The following is a 16879-nucleotide window of genomic DNA, read 5'->3' as shown; positions in this document are numbered from 1 at the left end:
GGTTCGCACCATGACCGACACGGCCATCCTCGCGGGCGGATGCTTCTGGGGCGCCCAGGAACTGCTCCGCCACCGGCCCGGCGTCGTCTCCACCCGCGTCGGCTACTCCGGCGGCGACACCCCGAACGCCACCTACCGCAACCACGGCGACCACGCCGAGGCCGTCGAGGTGGTGTTCGACCCCGACGTCATCTCCTACCGGGAGATCCTGGAGTTCTTCTTCCAGATCCACGACCCGTCGACGAAGGACCGGCAGGGCAACGACGTCGGCCGCAGCTACCGCTCCGCGATCTACTACATCGGCGACGAGCAGAAGCGGGTCGCGCTCGACACGATCGCCGACGTCGACGCCTCCGGCATCTGGCCCGGGCGCGTCGCCAGCGACGTCGAGCCCGCCGGCCCGTTCTGGGAGGCCGAGCCCGAGCACCAGGACTACCTGCAGCGCTCGCCCTACGGCTACACCTGCCACTACGTCCGGCCCGACTGGGTGCTGCCGCGGCGCGGGGCCACGACCCGCTGACCGGCCGTCAGGCCTGGACCACCTCGACGAGGTCGTCCAGGCCGACGAGGTCCGCGGGATTGCGGGTGTACAGGCGCGCGGAGTGGGCGTGGGCCGTCGCGGCGATCAGCAGGTCCATGGTCCGCGCCCGGGGCTGCCGTCCGGCCTCCACCACCGCCGCGGCCAGCTCGCCGTAGCTGGCCGCCACCGACTCGTCGACCGGCAGGGCGTCGAACCGGCGTTGCAGCAGCGACAGCCGGCGCAACCGTTCGGCCCGGGTCGCCCGTCCCCGCGCCACCAGTACGCCGAAGTGCAGTTCGGCGAGTGTGGCGGCGCTGATCGCCAGCTCGCCGTCGAGAGGCCCGACGTCGGTGGCGATCACGACGCTCGTGTCGAGGATGCCTCTCACGTCGCCGCCCAGGGGTCACGCATCTCCTGCTCGACCAGGTCGCGGTCGTGCGTCCACTCCTCGTCGGCCGGCCCGTCGAACAGCCCCGCCAGGTCGTTCCAGCTGCGCCAGGTGCGGGGCGCCACCGCCACGAGGCGTGCGCTCGGCCGTCCGGCCACCGTGATCGTGATCTCCTCGCCCGCCTCCACCCGACGCACCAGCTCGGACGCCTGCTGCCGGAGTTCGCGAAGTCCCACGACCGTCATGCCGCCAAAGTAGTACAAGTGCTACTCCGGATCCTGCTGACGGCCCGCCCACCACGACGAACGAACGGCACCTTCCTCCAGCAGGGCTGGAGGAAGTGCCGTTCGTGTGATTCGGGTGAGTGCCCCCGGCAGGATTCGAACCTGCGCTTTCGCCTCCGGAGGGCGACGCTCTATCCCCTGAGCTACGGGGGCTCGGGTGCGTCGAGCCTAGCGCACGCGTCGGGTCACAGCGGCAGGGGCGTCCCACCGCGGGCGAGCAGGAGCTGCCGCAGGTAGTCCATCTCCGACGCCTGCGAGCTCAGCATCTGGGTGGCCAGGCTGCGGACCTGGGGAACGGAGGCATTGGCGGCGGCGTCGCGGAGCATCTCGGCGCCGCCCTCGTGGTGGCGCAGGATCAACTGGAGGAACAGGATGTCGAGCGCGGGGCCGGTGGCGGCGCGCAATGCGGCGAGGTCGGCCGAGGACGCCATCCCCGGCATCGTGGCGACGACACCGGTGCCGGGGTCGGCGTGCCCGTGTCCGCCGGGGGTCCCGGCCATCCACCCCATGTACCCGCCGATGGGCAGGGCCGGGGCGTCCCACAGGGCAAGCCAGCCCTGCATCTGCCCGACCTGGTTGTTCTGCGTCTTCTCGATGTCGGTGGCGATCTGGGCGAGCACCGGGTCGGTGGTGTGGTCGCGTTCCCACGCCGCCATCTCCACGGCCTGCAGGTGGTGCACCGACATGTCCTGCGAGAACCCGATGTCGACGGGCCCGGGCTCCGGGGTCGACGAGCCGGGCAGGCCCAGCAGCAGGCCGCCGGCCGCGCCGAGCAGCAGCAGCCCGACCACCGCGGCGACCGCGACGAAGGGCCGCACCCACCGCGCCACGCCGTCGTTGGTCGGCAGCGGGGTGGTGGAGGGGGGCGCGATGATGCTCATGACCCGGTGTCGGGGGCGACGGTGCCGGTGGCGACGGCGGTCTCGGGCCTCGACCCGGGGGCACCCGGGGCGGGGGCAGGGGCGAAGGGGGGCGGGTCGGCGCGGACGAAGCCGCCGGGCCCGACCTCGGCGCAGCTGGCTCCGGGCTCGGGGTGGGTGTTGCGGTTGGCCCGCAGCGCCGCGACGAACTGGTCGACCCGCGGGTCGGCGGCGTCGGCGAGCTTGAGCTGGTGGCCCCAGGACTGCAGCGACAGCGCCGTGTCGAGTCCGGGGTAGGGCGACATGACCATGTACTGCTGGCCGTCGACCTTGGCGCGCAATGCGTCGAGCGCGGCGCCCGACACCTGGTCGGGGTTGTAACTGATCCACAGCGCGCCGTGCTCCAGGGAGTGCACCAGGTTCTCGCTGCGCACCGGCCGGTCGTAGACGACGCCGTTGCACGCGGCCCAGACGCCGTCGTGGGCGCCGCCGAACGGCGGGCTCTGGGTGTAGGCGACCTGCTCGGAAGGCGCGACGTGTTGCCCGCCGGAGTATTCGACGACCTGCACGCCCGCGATCTGCGTGGACGGGTCGGGGTTCTCCGCGGTGGGTGTGAACGGCGCCAGCGCGGCGAGGCGGCCGGCGTTCTCCTGCCCCTGCACGTAGGCGTAGCCGAAGACGGCCCCCGCGAACACCACGACCGCGACCACCGCCGCGATGAGGCCCCACGGCGTCGACCGCTGGGCCACGACCGCGGCCCGCGCGTTGCGGACCGCCTTGCTGTTCTTGCCGCTGACCATGAACCGTCCCACCATCGCGTCCGGGCGCCGTCACCCGGACGGCCCTTGCGGCCCCCGAGTCTAGGAGCGGTGCCTGAGATTCCCGTGAGCAGCACCTCCCGGGGGCCGGAGGGGACGACGGAGGAGGCCCCGGGGCGGGTAGATCTAGACTCGTGCGGTGACCCCCGCCCAGCTCGCCGACCTGGTCCGCGCAGTAGCGACCGAGGTCCTCACGGCGCGCGGCCTGGACGTCTCGGCACTGCCCGGCGACGTCGGCGTCGAGCGCCCCCGCAACCCCGACCACGGCGACTATTCCACCAACGTCGCCATGCGCACCGCGAAGAAGGCGGGCGTCGCGCCGCGCGAGCTGGCGACCTGGCTGGTCGACGCCCTCGGCGGCCGCGACGGCATCGCCTCGGCCGAGATCGCCGGCCCCGGCTTCATCAACCTGCGCCTCGCGGCCGACGCCCAGGGCGCGGTCGTCGGCGAGGTGCTGGCCGCGGGGGAGTCCTACGGCACCGGCGACGAGCTCGGTGCGCGGTCCATCAACCTGGAGTTCGTCTCGGCCAACCCGACGGGCCCGCTGCATCTGGGCCACACCCGCTGGGCGGCCGTGGGCGACGCGCTGGGCCGGGTGCTGGCCGCGCGGGGCGCGAAGGTCACCCGCGAGTACTACTTCAACGACGCGGGCGGCCAGATCGACCGGTTCGTCGCCTCGCTGGTGGCCGCGGCCGAGGGGAAGCCGACGCCCGAGGGCGGCTACGGCGGCGCCTACATCGCCGAGATCGCCGAGCAGGTGCTGGCCGCGGAGCCGGGCGCGCTCACCGACCCCGACCGCGACGAGGTGTTCCGGCGGATCGGCGTCGAGCTGATGTTCGACGAGATCAAGCGCGCCCTGCACGCCTTCGGCACCGACTTCGACGTCTGGTTCCACGAGAGGTCGCTGCACGACTCCGGGGCCGTCGACGCCGCGGTGGCGCGGCTCAAGGACACCGGCAACCTCTACTTCTCCGACGGCGCGTGGTGGCTGCGCTCCACCGACGAGGGCGACGACAAGGACCGCCCCGTCATCAAGAGCGACGGCAAGCCCGCCTACATCGCCGGCGACCTCGCCTACTACCTCGACAAGCGCGCCCGGGGCTTCGACCTGTGCATCTACATGCTCGGCGCCGACCACCACGGCTACATCGCCCGGCTGCGCGCCGCCGCGGCCGCGTTCGGCGACGACCCGGACACCGTCGAGGTGCTGATCGGGCAGCTGGTGCGGCTGTTCAAGGACGGCCAGATGCTCAAGATGAGCAAGCGGGCGGGCACGGCGGTGAGCATGGACGACCTGGTGGGGTTCGTCGGCGTCGACGCGGCCCGCTACTCGCTGATCCGCAGCTCGATCGACTCGGTGCTCGATCTCGACCTCGACGTCCTGTCCAGGCGCAGCAACGACAACCCCGTGTTCTACGTCCAGTACGCCCACGCGCGGCTGGCCTCGCTCGCGCGCAACGCCGCCGACGTCGGGCTGGCGCCGGGCACCGCGTTCGGCCTGCTGGAGCACCCGCGCGAGGGCGACCTGATCCGCACGATCGGCGAGTTCCCCGCGGTGGTCCGCACGGCCGCGGAGCTGCGCGAACCGCACCGCGTCGCGCGCTACCTGGAGACGCTCGCGGCGGCGTACCACAAGTTCTACGACGGCTGCCGCGTCCTGCCGATGGGCGACGAGGAGATCTCCGACCTGCACCGCGCCCGCCTCGCGCTGTGCGTCGCCGCCCGGCAGGTGCTCGCCAACGGGCTCGGCCTGCTCGGTGTGAGCGCCCCGGAGCGGATGTGAGGGCCCATCCGGCCGGGCCGCTGCACGCCGGGATCTCCGCCCCGCCCGAGACGGCCGGACCCCGGCCCGTCGACGCCGCCGCGTTCGACGCGCTCGCCCCGTCGGTGTGGCCGCGCCACGCCGCCCGCGGGCCGGCCGGGGCACTGGAGATCGCCGGGCTGGACGTCCGCGACCTCGCCGCCGAGTACGGCACCCCGCTGTTCGTCATCGACGAGGACGACTTCCGCTCCCGCGCCGCGGAGTTCGCCGCCGCGTTCGGGGCCGAGTCGGTGCACTACGCCGCGAAGGCGTTCCTGTCCGTGGAGGTCGCGCGCTGGGTGGCCCAGGAGGGCCTCTCGCTCGACGTCGCCAGCGGCGGCGAGCTGGCCGTCGCGCTGCGCGCCGGGTTCCCGGCCGGGCGGATCGCGGTGCACGGCAACAACAAGTCCACCGAGGAGCTGACGGCCGCGGTCGACGCGGGCGTCGGGCGGGTCGTGATCGACTCGTTCCACGAGATCGCCCGGCTGGACGCGATCGCCACGGCCCGCGGGGTCGTCACGCCGGTGATGATCCGGCTGACGGTCGGGGTCGAGGCGCACACCCACGAGTTCATCGCCACCGCCCACGAGGACCAGAAGTTCGGGTTCTCCATCGCGGGTGGGGAGGCCTCCGCGGCGGCCGAGGCGGCGCGGCGGGTGCTGCGCTCACCGGGCCTGTCGCTGGTGGGCCTGCACTCCCACATCGGCAGCCAGATCTTCGACACCGAGGGCTTCGAGGTGGCCGCGCACCGCGTCGTCCGCTTCCTGGCCGCGCTGCACGCCGAGCACGGCGCCGACGCGCTCACCGCGCTGACCACCCTCGACCTCGGCGGCGGCTTCGGGATCGCCTACCGCGCGGAGGAGACCCCGCTCGACGTCGCCGAGCTGGCCGACGAGCTGCGCGCGATCGTCAAGAAGGAGTGTCACGCCGAGGAGCTCGACGTGCCGGAGATCGCCGTCGAGCCCGGGCGGGCCATCGCCGGGCCGGGCACCGTCACGCTCTACGAGGTGGGCACCCTCAAGGACGTCCCGCTGGGCGGCGGCCACGCCCGCCGCTACGTCGGCGTCGACGGCGGGATGAGCGACAACATCCGCACCGCCCTCTACGACGCGGTGTACGACTGCCGGCTGGTGTCGCGGTCGGCCGAACGCGACGGCGACGGCGAGGCGGTGCTGTCGCGGGTCGTCGGCAAGCACTGCGAGAGCGGCGACATCGTGGTGCGCGACTGCTGGCTGCCCGCCGACCTCGCCCCCGGCGACCTGCTCGGCGTCGCGGCGACCGGCGCCTACTGCTACTCGATGGCCAGCTCCTACAACCGCCTGCCGCGGCCCGCCGTGGTCGCGGTGCGCGCGGGGGCGGCCCGGGTGATCCTGCGGCGCGAGACGGCGGAGGACCAGTTCCGCCTGGAGGTCGCTCCGTGAGTCGTGTCACGCGCGCGGGCGGCACCGCCGCCGGGCACCGGAGCATGACCCCCACCCCTACAGTCAGCGCCCCCACCTTCTGCGAGGAGTCCGAGTGAACGGGAACGCGGTGCGCGTCGCGCTGCTGGGCTGCGGCACCGTCGGCACCGAGATCGTGCGGCTGCTGCGCGAGCAGGCCGGGGACCTGGCGGCGCGCGCCGGTGCGCCGGTCGAGCTGGTGGGCGTGGCGGTCCGCCGCCCGCACAAGCACCCCGAGCTGGGCGACCTGCTCACCACCGACGCCACCGCCCTCGTCACCCGCGACGACGTCGACGTGGTCGTCGAGGTGATCGGCGGCATCGAACCCGCCCGCTCGCTGCTGCTGGAGGCGCTCAAGGCCGGCAAGTCCGTGGTCACCGCGAACAAGGCGCTGCTCGCCGAGGAGGGCGCCGCGCTCGCCGAGGCCGCCGACGCCTCGGGCGTCGACCTGTTCTACGAGGCGTCCGTCGCGGGGGCGATCCCGCTGCTGCGCCCGCTGCGCGAGAGCCTGGCCGGCGACCGGATCACCCGCGTCGCGGGCATCGTCAACGGCACGACGAACTTCATCCTCTCCGCGATGACGGAGTCCGGCGCGGGCTACGCCGACGCGCTGGAGGAGGCCACCCGGCTCGGGTACGCCGAGGCCGACCCGAGCGCCGACGTCGACGGCTACGACGCCGCGTCGAAGGCCGCCATCCTCGCCACGCTCGCCTTCCACACCCGGGTCACCGCGGCCGACGTGCACTGCGAGGGCATTCGGCACGTCACGGCGTCCGACATCGCCGCCGCCCGGGGCATCGGCTGCGTGATCAAGCTGCTGGCGATCTGCGAGCGCAGCCCGGCCACCGCCGACTCCCCCGAGGCGGTCTCCGCCCGCGTCTACCCGGCGATGATCCCCGCCGCGCACCCGCTGGCCACCGTCGACGGCGCGTTCAACGCGGTGTTCGTCGAGGCCGAGGCCGCGGGCCAGCTGATGTTCTACGGCCAGGGCGCCGGCGGGGCGCCCACCGCGAGCGCCGTGCTCGGCGACCTCGTCGCGGTGGCCCGCAACCGCGTCCACGGCGGGCGCGGGGCCCGCGAGTCGGCCTACGCGAGCCTGCCGGTGCTGCCGCTGGGCGCGGTGCCGACCCGCTACCACGTCAGCCTCGAGGTGGCCGACCGCGCCGGCGTGCTGGCCACCATCGCCGGGGAGTTCTCCACCCACGGGGTGAGCATCGCCGCGGTCCGGCAGACCGGTGGCGCGGCCGACGACGGTGGCGCCGCCCGGCTCGTCGTCGTCACCCACGCCGCGCCGGAGGCCGCGCTGGCCGCCACGGTCCAGGTGCTGGCCGGGCTCGACGTGGTGCTCGCCGTCGACAGCGTGTTGCGCGTCGAGGACCTCGGACGAAAGGGAGTGGCCCCGTGACGTCGTTGACGGCGCAGCGCTGGCCGGGAGTGATCGAGGCCTACCGCGACCGGATGCCGGTCGAGCCGGGCTGGACGGTGGTCACCCTCGGCGAGGGCGGCACGCCGCTGCTCCCGGCGCCGCACCTGTCGGAGCTCACCGACTGCGAGGTGTTCCTCAAGGTCGACGGCATGAACCCGACGGGGTCGTTCAAGGACCGCGGGATGACGATGGCGGTCACCGCCGCGCTCGCGCAGGGCCAGCAGGGCGTCATCTGCGCCTCCACCGGCAACACCTCGGCCTCGGCGGCCGCCTACGCCACCCGCGCCGGCATGACCTGCGCGGTGCTCGTGCCCCAGGGCAAGATCGCGCTCGGCAAGCTGGCCCAGGCCGTCGCGCACGGGGCCCGGATCCTGCAGATCGACGGCAACTTCGACGACTGCCTGGAGCTGGCCCGCAAGACCGCGGCCGACTACCCGGTGGCCGCGCTGGTCAACTCGGTCAACCCGACCCGCATCGCGGGCCAGGCCAGCGCCGCGTACGAGATCTGCGACGTGCTCGGCCGGGCCCCCGACGTGCACTGCCTGCCGGTCGGGAACGCCGGCAACATCACCGCCTACTGGGCCGGGTACCGCGCCTACCTGCACGACGGGCTGATCGCCGCGCCGCCGCGGATGTTCGGCTACCAGGCCGCCGGCGCCGCCCCGCTGGTGCACGGCGCGCCGGTGAAGAACCCCGAGACGATCGCCACGGCCATCCGGATCGGCTCCCCGGCGTCGTGGGCGGCCGCGACCACCGCCCGCGACGACTCGGACGGCAGGTTCGCCGCCGTCACCGACGACGAGATCCTCGCCGCCTACAGGCTGCTCTCCGCCCGGGAGGGGGTGTTCGTCGAGCCCGCGTCGGCCGCGAGCGTCGCCGGGCTGCTGCAGTCCACCGCCGACGGCACCCTGCCCCGCGGCTCGCTGGTCGTGTGCACCGTGACCGGGCACGGCCTGAAGGACCCCGACACCGTGCTGCTCACGGCGCCGTCGCCGACCGTCGTACCGATCGACCCGAGTGCGGTCGCGGCCGCGCTGGAGCTGGCCTGATGGGCCGGCCGAGCGAGGTGCGCGTGCGGGTGCCCGCCTCGTCGGCCAACCTGGGGCCCGGGTTCGACTCCCTGGGCCTCGCGCTGGGCCTGCACGACGAGATCGAGGTCTGCGTCGCCGACGACGGGATCACGGTCGAGGTCGTCGGCGAGGGCGCGGGGCAGGTGCCCTGTGACGATTCCCACCTCGTCGTCCGGGCCATGCGCACCGCCTGGAACATCACCGGCGACGCACCGGCGGGCCTGCGTATGCGGTGCCGCAACGCGATCCCGCACTCGCGCGGTCTGGGCAGCTCCGCAGCCGCCGCGGTCGCCGGCGCGGTCGCCGCCGTGGCGCTCACCGGACGTGACCTGGAGCTGGAACAGGACACGTTGCTGCAGGTCGCGGCCGGTATGGAGGGACACGCCGACAACGCCGCGGCCTCGCTGCTCGGCGGCTTCGTCATCGCCTGGGAGACGCCGGGGAATACCGCGGGCCGCTTCCACGCTGTGCGTCTCGACGTGCACGACGGGATCCGTCCCGTGGCGCTCGTCGCGGACACGGAGTCGTTGACCTCGACGACCCGGGGCCTGCTGCCCGACCGGGTCCCGCTCGTCGACGCCGCCTTCACCGGCAGCCGCACCGCGCTCGCGGTGCTGGCGTTCACCCGGCGCCCCGACCTGCTGCTCCCCGCCACCGAGGACCGCCTGCACCAGGGCTACCGGCGGCCGGCCTATCCGGCCTCCGCCGACCTGGTCGACGCGCTGCGGGCCCACGGTGTCCCGGCCGCCGTCTCCGGCGCCGGGCCCACGGTGCTCGCCCTCACCACCGACGGCACGCTGCCGCCGGGGCTGGACCTGCACGGCTTCTCCACCCTCCCGCTCCCCGTCGACACGACGGGGGCGCAGGTGGAGATCACCTGACACGCGGGGGTAGTAGTTGCCGTGACCAGCGCGGGAGTCTAGTGTCGGCCCCGCAACGGCGATCCACGCGTCATCCGCGTGGCCTCTCGGGCCATCTGCGCACCCCGGCACCCTGGTTCGTCCCGGACCAGCGCTGGAGCCAGACCCGCGCCCGGCCCGAGCGGCCGCCCCCGCGAACAGTCGCACCGATCGTCGCCCCTGCCCGTCGGGGCGGCCGCGAGCCGGTCAGTGCCCGCGCCCGTACACCGACATGTCGTCCGGCACACCGTCCGGACGAGTGCATCCGCTGACCAGGGCAAGAGACCCGGTCGGTCAGGAAGGACATCAGTGAGCGAGACCGATCTCGTCAGCACCTCACCCGCCCGCAAGCGGGGCGGCCTCACCGGCATGGTGCTGGCGGAGCTCCGCCAGCTGGCCGAGGAGCTGAACATCTCCGGCACCACCGGAATGCGCAAGGGCGATCTCATCGCCGCCATCAAGGAACGCCAGGGTGCGGCCCCGCAGGCCGCGGCGCCGGCCGCCGCGCCGGCCACCCCGGCGCCCGCGGCCGAGGTGCCGCCCGCCGCGGCGCCCGCCGCCAACGGCGCGGCCCCCACCACCCGGCGGCGCCGCACGGCGTCGCGCCCGGCCGGAGCGCCGGACCCGTCGGCGCCCGCCGCCAGCACCCCGCCGCCCGCCGTGGAGACCCCGGCCCCGGCCGTCGCGGAGACCCCGGCCCCGGCCGTCGCGGAGACCCCGGCCCCGACAGTCGCGGAGACGCCGGCCCCGGCCCCGGCCGCCGAGGCCGCGCCCGTCGCCGAGACGTCCGCCCCGGCCGTCGAGACCCCGGCCGAGGCGCCGTCCGCCAACGGGTCGACCCCCGCCGCCGACACCGACACCCCGCCCGAGGGTTGCGGCCGCCGCGGCCGCAACCGCCGCAGTCGCGGTGGCGAGCAGCAGCCCACCGAGTCCGCCGCCCCCGCCGCCGAGGCGGGCGAGTCCGGTGACGACCGCGGCGGGCGCACCCGCACGCGCGGCCAGAACGCCGACCAGAACGGCGGCGCGGCCAACGGGACGGCGCAGGCCGAGAGCCGCGCCGACAACCGGGGCGACCGGGACCGCACGGACAACCGGGGCGACCGGGACCGCACCGACAGCCGGGGTGACCGGGACCGGAACGACCGGGACCGCTCCGACCGCGACCGGAACGACCGCGACCGGGGCGGCAACGACAACCGCGGCCCGCGCGACAACCGCCCCGACGACGACTCCGACGACGACGGTGACGGCCGCGGTCGCCGCGGCCGCCGCTTCCGCGACCGCCGCCGGGGCCGCGACCGCGACCGTGGAGGCGCGGGCGGGGGCACGAGCGGCGGCGGCAACGTCGACACCGAGGTGCGCGAGGGCGACGTCCTGCTGCCGGTCGCCGGCATCGTCGACATCCTCGACAACTACGCCTTCGTCCGGACCACGGGCTACCTGTCCGGGCCGACCGACTGCTACGTCTCCCTCTCGCTCGTGCGCAAGCACGGCCTGCGCCGCGGTGACGCGATCACCGGGGCGGTGCGCGAGGGCCGCGAGGGCGAGCAGTCGCGGCAGAAGTTCAACCCGCTCGTCCGCGTCGACACGATCAACGGGCAGGACCCGGAGGCCGCGCGCAACCGGGCCGAGTTCACCAAGCTCACCCCGCTCTACCCGAACGAGCGGCTGCGCCTGGAGACCGAGTCGCACGTCCTGACCACCCGGATCATCGATCTGGTCATGCCGATCGGCAAGGGTCAGCGCGCGCTCATCGTCAGCCCGCCCAAGGCCGGCAAGACGATGGTGCTCCAGGCGATCGCCAACGCGATCACCACGAACAACCCGGAGTGCCACCTCATGGTCGTCCTCGTGGACGAGCGGCCCGAGGAGGTCACCGACATGACCCGGTCGGTGAAGGGTGAGGTCATCGCCTCCACCTTCGACCGCCCGGCGTCCGACCACACCACCGTGGCCGAGCTGGCCATCGAGCGGGCCAAGCGCCTGGTCGAGATGGGCCACGACGTCGTCGTGCTGCTCGACTCGATCACCCGCCTGGGCCGGGCCTACAACCTGGCCGCGCCCGCGTCGGGCCGGATCCTCTCCGGTGGCGTCGACTCCACGGCGCTCTACCCGCCCAAGCGTTTCCTCGGCGCCGCGCGCAACATCGAGAACGGTGGCTCGCTCACCATCCTCGCGACCGCGCTGGTGGAGACCGGTTCCACGATGGACACGGTGATCTTCGAGGAGTTCAAGGGCACCGGCAACGCCGAGCTCAAGCTCGACCGCCGCATCGCCGACAAGCGGGTCTTCCCCGCCGTCGACGTCGGCGACTCGGGCACCCGCAAGGAGGAGCTGCTGCTCTCGCCCGACGAGCTGGCCGTGATGGTCAAGCTGCGCCGGGTGCTCTCCGCGCTCGACGACCAGCAGGCCATCGACCTGCTGCTCACCCAGCTCAAGAAGACCCGCACCAACATCGAGTTCCTGATGCAGGTCGCCAAGGGCCTCCCCGTCGGCGAGAACGACTGACCCACGCGGAACAACGGGGCGTGGCGGGTGGTTGAATGACCCGTCACGCTCCGGCCCCGGTTCACCTCCACGGAGGACCCGGTGCCACTTCGAGAGGAACCACCGTGCGATCCGGAATCCACCCCGAGTACGTCACCACCCAGGTGCACTGCAGCTGCGGCAACTCGTTCACCACGCGCAGCACCAAGACCACCGGCTCGATCACCGCCGAGACCTGCTCCGCCTGCCACCCCTTCTACACCGGCAAGCAGCGCATCCTCGACTCCGGTGGCCGCGTGGCGCGCTTCGAGGCGCGCTACGGCAAGCGGGCCGGAAAGTAGCTCCGCCGACGGCGCCCACCCGGTCCGGGTGGGCGCCGTTCGCGTGTCACGACTCGAAGGGACGACGAGATGCCGGCACCGGCCGTCGACGCGCTGCTCGCCGAGCACGCGGAGCTGGAGCTGCGCCTCGCCGACCCGGCCGTGCACACCGACGCGGCGCTGGCCCGCAAGCTGGGCCGCCGCTACGCCGAGCTGGGCCCGATCGTCGCCGCGTCCCGCGAGCTGTCCGCCGCCCGCGAGGACCTGGCCGCCGCCCGTGAGCTGGCGGGGGAGGACCCCTCGTTCGCGGCCGAGGCCGACGAGCTCGGCGCGCGCCTGCCCGCGCTGGAGACCCGCCTCGCCGAGCTGCTCGTGCCGCGCGACCCGCACGACGGCGACGACCTGGTGATGGAGGTCAAGTCGGGGGAGGGCGGCGAGGAGTCGGCGCTGTTCGCCGGCGACCTGGTGCGGATGTACACCCGCTACGCCGAGCGGCGCGGCTGGAGCACCGAGGTCCTCGACGCCACCGTGTCCGACCTCGGCGGCTACAAGGACATCACCCTGATCGTGCGTGCCCGTACCCCCGAGCCCGACGGGGTGTGGAGCGCGCTGAAGTTCGAGGGCGGCGTGCACCGCGTGCAGCGGGTGCCCGTCACCGAGTCGCAGGGCCGTATCCACACCTCCGCCGCGGGCGTGCTCGTCTACCCCGACACCGGTGCGGACGACACCACCGCCGACCTGATCGACGAGAAGGACCTGCGCGTTGACGTGTTCCGCTCGTCGGGGCACGGCGGCCAGAGCGTCAACACCACCGACTCGGCCGTGCGGATCACCCACCTGCCCAGCGGCATCGTCGTGAGCTGCCAGAACGAGCGCTCGCAGCTGCAGAACCGCGCGCGGGCCATGGAGGTGCTGCGGTCGCGGCTGCAGGCGGTGCGCGAGGCGGAGCAGGCCGCCGAGGCGATGGCCGAGCGGAAGTCCCAGGTCCGCACCGTCGACCGCTCGGAGCGGATCCGCACCTACAACTACCCCGAGAACCGCATCGCCGACCACCGCGTCGGCTACAAGGCGCACAACCTCTCCGCGGTCCTCGACGGGGACCTCGACGACCTGCTGGGCGCCCTCACCGCGGCCGACCGGGCTGAGCAACTCCGCTCATGACGCGGCCTCCGGTGGCAGCACAGCCACTGTGCCGCCATCTCGTGGCGGCACAGTGGCTTTACTGCCAAGATCGGCGGCCGGGAAGCGGTGCGGGCCGGAGGTCGGAGATGAGCGGGAGGCCGGGGTGAGCCGCCAGCCGCTGCGCCTGGCCATCGCCGAGGCCGAGCGGATGCTCGCCGCCGCCGGGGTCGCGTCGCCGCGGGTCGACGCCGAGATCCTCGCCGCACACGTCGTCGGCGTGGAGCGTGGGAAGCTGATGATGCACCCGCTCGTCGACCCGCCCGTGGTCGAGGCGCTGCGGCAGCTGGTCGTGCGCCGGGCCGCCCGCGAGCCCCTGCAGCACCTGCTCGGCACCGCGGTGCTCGGGCCGGTCACCGTCGCCGTCGGGCCGGGGGTGTTCACCCCCCGCCCGGAGACCGAGCTGCTGCTGGAGTGGGGCCTGCGGGCGGTCGCCGACGTGGCGTCGCCGCTGGTCGTCGACCTGTGCACCGGCACCGGCGCGCTCGCGCTGGCCGTCGCCGCGAGCCGCCCCGATGCGCAGGTGCACGCCGTCGAGGCCGATCCGGGCGCGCTGAGCTGGGCGCGGCGCAACGTCGCGGCCCACGGGGGCACCGTCGTCCTGCACGCCGCCGACGTCCGCTGGCCCGACCTGCTCCTCGAGCTCGAGTCCCACGTCGACCTGGTGCTGTGCAACCCGCCCTACGTCCCCGACGCCACGGAGCTGCCGCCCGAGGTCACCGAGTGGGACCCGCCCGGCGCCGTGTTCGGCGGCCCGGACGGCCTGGAGGTCATCCGCGCGGTGATCGCCACCTCCGCCGGGCTGCTCCGCTACGGCGGCCACCTCGCCATCGAGCACGACGACTCCCACGGCGAGGCCGTCCCGGCGATGCTGCGCCGCCGCCGGGTGCTCACCGACGTCGAGGAGCACCGCGACCTGTCCGGGCGGCCCCGGTTCGCGACGGCCCGCCGCGTCGGGCCCGCGCCGCCCTCGTAGGCTCTCCGCCGTGCCTCACACCTACGACTGCGCCGACGCCGACGCCCGACGGAAAGGCCTCGCCGCCGCGGCCCGGGCGGTCCGCGGCGGGCGTCTGGTCGTGCTCCCCACCGACACCGTCTACGGCCTGGGCTGCGACGCCTTCTCCGCCGCCTCCGTCCGCGCGCTGCTCAAGGCGAAGAACCGGGGCCCGGACATGCCGGTCCCGGTGCTCGTCGGCTCCTGGTCCACGATCGACGGCCTCGTGCTCGGGGTGCCGCGGTCCGCGCGTCAGCTGATCGAGGCGTTCTGGCCCGGCGGGTTGTCGCTGGTGCTGCCGCACGCCCCGTCGCTGTCCTGGGACCTCGGCTCGACCAAGGGCACCGTGATGCTGCGGATGCCGCTGCACCCGGTGGCCCTGGAGCTGCTGCGCGACGTCGGCCCGATGGCGGTGTCGAGCGCCAACATCTCCGGATCCCCGGCTCCCGCCACGGCCGCCGGCGCGCGTCAGCAGCTGGGCGACAGCGTCGCGGTCTACCTCGACGGGGGCGACACCGGCGAGCCCGTCGCGAGCACCGTCGTCGACCTCACCGGCGACGACCCGCTGATCCTGCGGGAGGGCGCGGTCACGACGGAGGACGTGGCCGAGGTGCTGGGCCGCGAGGTCCTCACGGCCTAGCCGCCGCCGGCGGCAGGCCCAGCTGGTCGGCCAGGCGGTCGACGGCCGTGGTGAAGAACCGCTCGTGGTCGTCCACCACGTTGTGGGTGTGCCCGAACAGCTCGAAGCCGAGCATCCCGAACAGCGCCGTCCAGGCGAAGATCGCCCGGGCGGCCAGCGCGGATCCGGGCGGCAGCCCCATCCGTTCCGCGATGCCCGGGTGCAGGACCGCGGTGTCCTCGGCCAGCGCCGGGTCGACCGCGCCGGTGGCCACGCCCCGCGCCACGATCGCGCACAGCACCTCGCCCACCCGCGACGCGGGCCTGATCGTGGTCTCCGGGGCGGCGTACCCGGGCACCGGCGAGCCGTAGACCAGCGCGTACTCGTGCGGACGGGCGAGTGCCCAGCCCCGGACCGCGCCGCACGTCGCGTGCCAGCGGCCGCGCAGGTCGTCGGGGTCGCGGCCCGCGTCGGCGCGCTCGGCGGCGTCGCCGAGTGCGTCGTAGGCGTCGACGATCAGGGCGGTCAGCAGGTCGTCGCGGCTGGGGAAGTAGCGGTAGACCGCCGACGAGGCCATCCCCAGCTCGCGCGCGACGGCCCGCAGCGACAGCGCAGCCGCCCCGTCGGAGGCGAGGTGGCGGCGCGCCACGTCGGCGATCTCGCGGGTCAGCTCGGCGCGGACGCGGGCACGGGCTCCGGTCATGCGAGCACCGTAACAGAATGAGAGCACTGCTCTTGACGGCGAGTGCCGACGCATGTTCACTGTTCCGAAACGAGAGCAGTGCTCACACAAGGAGCGGGACATGGCCGAACACGTGATCGTCGGAGCCGGGACCATCGGCAGCAGGCTGGCGCTGCGCCTGGCCGGACAGGGCCACGACGTGCGGATGGTGACCCGCAGCGGGTCCGGTCCGGTGCACCCGGCGATCGAGCGGGTGGCGGCCGACGCGGCCGACGGCGCCCGGCTCGCCGACCTGACCCGCGGTGCGACGGCCCTGTACAACTGCGCCAACCCGCCGTACCACCGCTGGGCCACCGACTGGCCGCCGCTGTCGGACGCCCTGCTGCGCGCGGCCGAGCGGTCCGGCGCGGTGCTGGTGACCACGGCCAACCTCTACGGCTACGGCCCCGTCGACGGCCCGATGACCGAGGACACCCCGCTCGCCGCCGCCGAGGGGACCAAGGGCGCGGTGCGCAACCGCATGTGGCGCGACGCGCTCGCCGCCCACGCGGCCGGCCGGGTCCGGGCCACCGAGGCACGGGCGTCGGACTTCTACGGGCCGGGCGTGCGCGACACCGGCCACCTCGGCACCTACGTCGTGCCGCGGCTGCCCGCCGGGAAGCGCGGGCTGGTGATGCAGGGCGACCTCGACGTGCCGCACTCCGTCACACACGTCGACGACGTCACCGCGACGCTGGCCACCCTGGCCGCCGACGAGCGGGCGTGGGGCCGGGCGTGGCACGTGCCGACCGCCCCCGCGGTGTCGCTGCGCGAGATCGCCCGGCGGATCGCGGTGGCGGCGGGTGTGCCGGACCGCGGGCTGCGGGTGCTGCCGCGGGCGGCGGTGTCGGTCGGCGGGCTGGTCGTGCCGTTCCTGCGCGAGCTGGCCGAGGTGCGGTACCAGTTCGCGGCGCCGTTCGTCCTCGACTCGACCGCGGCGCAGCGCACCTTCGGCCTGGAGCCCGTCGACCTGGACACCGGGCTGGCGCAGACGGTGGCCTGGTGGCGCAGCCGGGCGCAGGTCGCGGCCTGACGGCGCCCCGCCGTCCGGGGC

Annotated in this window: 17 protein-coding genes and 1 tRNA gene; 12 read left to right on the top strand and 6 right to left on the bottom strand. The window is 74.5% G+C overall.

Going from position 1 to position 16879, the window contains the following annotated elements; genetic code table 11:
* The first annotated feature begins 10 nt into the window (after positions 1-10).
* Positions 11-520, top strand: coding sequence for a peptide-methionine (S)-S-oxide reductase MsrA (gene msrA, locus PHY01_RS08040; protein ID WP_141277894.1), 510 nt, complete (start codon positions 11-13; stop codon positions 518-520).
* Between the two features lie 7 nt (positions 521-527).
* Here msrA and PHY01_RS08035 read toward each other — a convergent pair whose 3' ends face one another.
* From PHY01_RS08035 to PHY01_RS08015, 5 genes are all read right to left on the bottom strand, one after another.
* Positions 528-908 carry a type II toxin-antitoxin system VapC family toxin gene (locus PHY01_RS08035; protein WP_141277893.1) on the bottom strand — a complete coding sequence of 127 codons (381 nt, stop codon included), beginning with the start codon at positions 906-908 and terminating at the stop codon, positions 528-530.
* Positions 905-1153: a type II toxin-antitoxin system Phd/YefM family antitoxin gene (locus PHY01_RS08030; RefSeq protein WP_141277892.1), complete on the bottom strand. Its 249-nt coding sequence runs from the start codon at positions 1151-1153 to the stop codon at positions 905-907. Before PHY01_RS08030 ends, PHY01_RS08035 begins: the two co-directional genes overlap by 4 nt.
* Before the next feature lie 120 nt (positions 1154-1273).
* A tRNA-Arg gene (locus PHY01_RS08025) sits at positions 1274-1345 on the bottom strand.
* 32 nt (positions 1346-1377) lie between these two features.
* Positions 1378-2073, bottom strand: coding sequence for a DUF305 domain-containing protein (locus PHY01_RS08020; protein ID WP_141277891.1), 696 nt, complete (start codon positions 2071-2073; stop codon positions 1378-1380).
* A complete protein-coding gene (locus PHY01_RS08015; protein ID WP_141277890.1) occupies positions 2070-2852 on the bottom strand; it encodes a thioredoxin-like domain-containing protein in 783 nt (260 codons plus the stop codon). Before PHY01_RS08015 ends, PHY01_RS08020 begins: the two co-directional genes overlap by 4 nt.
* Before the next feature lie 157 nt (positions 2853-3009).
* Between PHY01_RS08015 and argS the strand changes: the two genes are divergently transcribed.
* The 10 genes from argS (at position 3010) to PHY01_RS07965 (ending at position 15125) form a co-directional block, all read left to right on the top strand.
* On the top strand, positions 3010-4653 hold the full coding sequence (gene argS, locus PHY01_RS08010; RefSeq protein ID WP_141277889.1) for an arginine--tRNA ligase: 1644 nt from the start codon (positions 3010-3012) through the stop codon (positions 4651-4653).
* Positions 4650-6092: a diaminopimelate decarboxylase gene (gene lysA, locus PHY01_RS08005; protein WP_141277888.1), complete on the top strand. Its 1443-nt coding sequence runs from the start codon at positions 4650-4652 to the stop codon at positions 6090-6092. The genes argS and lysA overlap by 4 nt, the downstream gene beginning before the upstream one ends.
* 94 nt (positions 6093-6186) lie before the next feature.
* A complete protein-coding gene (locus PHY01_RS08000; protein ID WP_170183702.1) occupies positions 6187-7515 on the top strand; it encodes a homoserine dehydrogenase in 1329 nt (442 codons plus the stop codon).
* Positions 7516-7520: 5 nt separating this feature from the next.
* Positions 7521-8585: a threonine synthase gene (gene thrC / locus PHY01_RS07995; protein ID WP_141277968.1), complete on the top strand. Its 1065-nt coding sequence runs from the start codon at positions 7521-7523 to the stop codon at positions 8583-8585.
* Positions 8585-9487: a homoserine kinase gene (gene thrB / locus PHY01_RS07990; RefSeq protein ID WP_141277886.1), complete on the top strand. Its 903-nt coding sequence runs from the start codon at positions 8585-8587 to the stop codon at positions 9485-9487. The genes thrC and thrB overlap by 1 nt, the downstream gene beginning before the upstream one ends.
* A 327-nt stretch (positions 9488-9814) precedes the next feature.
* Positions 9815-12013, top strand: coding sequence for a transcription termination factor Rho (gene rho / locus PHY01_RS07985; protein WP_141277885.1), 2199 nt, complete (start codon positions 9815-9817; stop codon positions 12011-12013).
* A 104-nt stretch (positions 12014-12117) separates the two neighbouring features.
* Positions 12118-12333 (top strand): 50S ribosomal protein L31, encoded by a 216-nt coding sequence (gene rpmE, locus PHY01_RS07980; protein WP_141277884.1) that lies wholly within the window; start codon positions 12118-12120, stop codon positions 12331-12333.
* Between the two features lie 69 nt (positions 12334-12402).
* On the top strand, positions 12403-13473 hold the full coding sequence (gene prfA / locus PHY01_RS07975; protein WP_141277883.1) for a peptide chain release factor 1: 1071 nt from the start codon (positions 12403-12405) through the stop codon (positions 13471-13473).
* Positions 13474-13597: 124 nt separating this feature from the next.
* Positions 13598-14467, top strand: a complete 870-nt coding sequence (prmC, locus tag PHY01_RS07970) for a peptide chain release factor N(5)-glutamine methyltransferase (RefSeq protein WP_141277882.1) — start codon at positions 13598-13600, stop codon at positions 14465-14467.
* 10 nt (positions 14468-14477) lie between these two features.
* On the top strand, positions 14478-15125 hold the full coding sequence (locus PHY01_RS07965) for an L-threonylcarbamoyladenylate synthase (protein WP_141277881.1): 648 nt from the start codon (positions 14478-14480) through the stop codon (positions 15123-15125).
* Here PHY01_RS07965 and PHY01_RS07960 read toward each other — a convergent pair.
* Positions 15115-15807, bottom strand: coding sequence for a TetR/AcrR family transcriptional regulator (locus PHY01_RS07960; protein ID WP_141277880.1), 693 nt, complete (start codon positions 15805-15807; stop codon positions 15115-15117). The genes PHY01_RS07965 and PHY01_RS07960 overlap by 11 nt on opposite strands.
* A 100-nt stretch (positions 15808-15907) precedes the next feature.
* Here PHY01_RS07960 and PHY01_RS07955 point away from each other — a divergent pair, with 100 nt between their 5' ends.
* Positions 15908-16858 (top strand): NAD-dependent epimerase/dehydratase family protein, encoded by a 951-nt coding sequence (locus PHY01_RS07955; RefSeq protein ID WP_141277879.1) that lies wholly within the window; start codon positions 15908-15910, stop codon positions 16856-16858.
* Positions 16859-16879: the final 21 nt, after the last annotated feature.

This window comes from Pseudonocardia hydrocarbonoxydans (assembly GCF_006539565.1).
Lineage (GTDB): Bacteria > Actinomycetota > Actinomycetes > Mycobacteriales > Pseudonocardiaceae > Pseudonocardia > Pseudonocardia hydrocarbonoxydans.
This window is presented reverse-complemented; position numbering and strand designations above follow the sequence as displayed.

Excerpts from the sequence above, each read along its gene's own strand:
- PHY01_RS07955 (WP_141277879.1), top strand. The coding sequence starts at position 15,908 with ATGGCCGAACACGTGATCGTCGGAGCCGGGACCATCGGCAGCAGGCTG.
- prfA (WP_141277883.1), top strand. The coding sequence starts at position 12,403 with ATGCCGGCACCGGCCGTCGACGCGCTGCTCGCCGAGCACGCGGAGCTG.
- thrB (WP_141277886.1), top strand. The coding sequence starts at position 8,585 with ATGGGCCGGCCGAGCGAGGTGCGCGTGCGGGTGCCCGCCTCGTCGGCC.
- PHY01_RS07960 (WP_141277880.1), bottom strand. The coding sequence starts at position 15,807 with ATGACCGGAGCCCGTGCCCGCGTCCGCGCCGAGCTGACCCGCGAGATC.
- PHY01_RS08030 (WP_141277892.1), bottom strand. The coding sequence starts at position 1,153 with ATGACGGTCGTGGGACTTCGCGAACTCCGGCAGCAGGCGTCCGAGCTG.
- PHY01_RS08015 (WP_141277890.1), bottom strand. The coding sequence starts at position 2,852 with ATGGTCAGCGGCAAGAACAGCAAGGCGGTCCGCAACGCGCGGGCCGCG.
- PHY01_RS08020 (WP_141277891.1), bottom strand. The coding sequence starts at position 2,073 with ATGAGCATCATCGCGCCCCCCTCCACCACCCCGCTGCCGACCAACGAC.
- msrA (WP_141277894.1), top strand. The coding sequence starts at position 11 with ATGACCGACACGGCCATCCTCGCGGGCGGATGCTTCTGGGGCGCCCAG.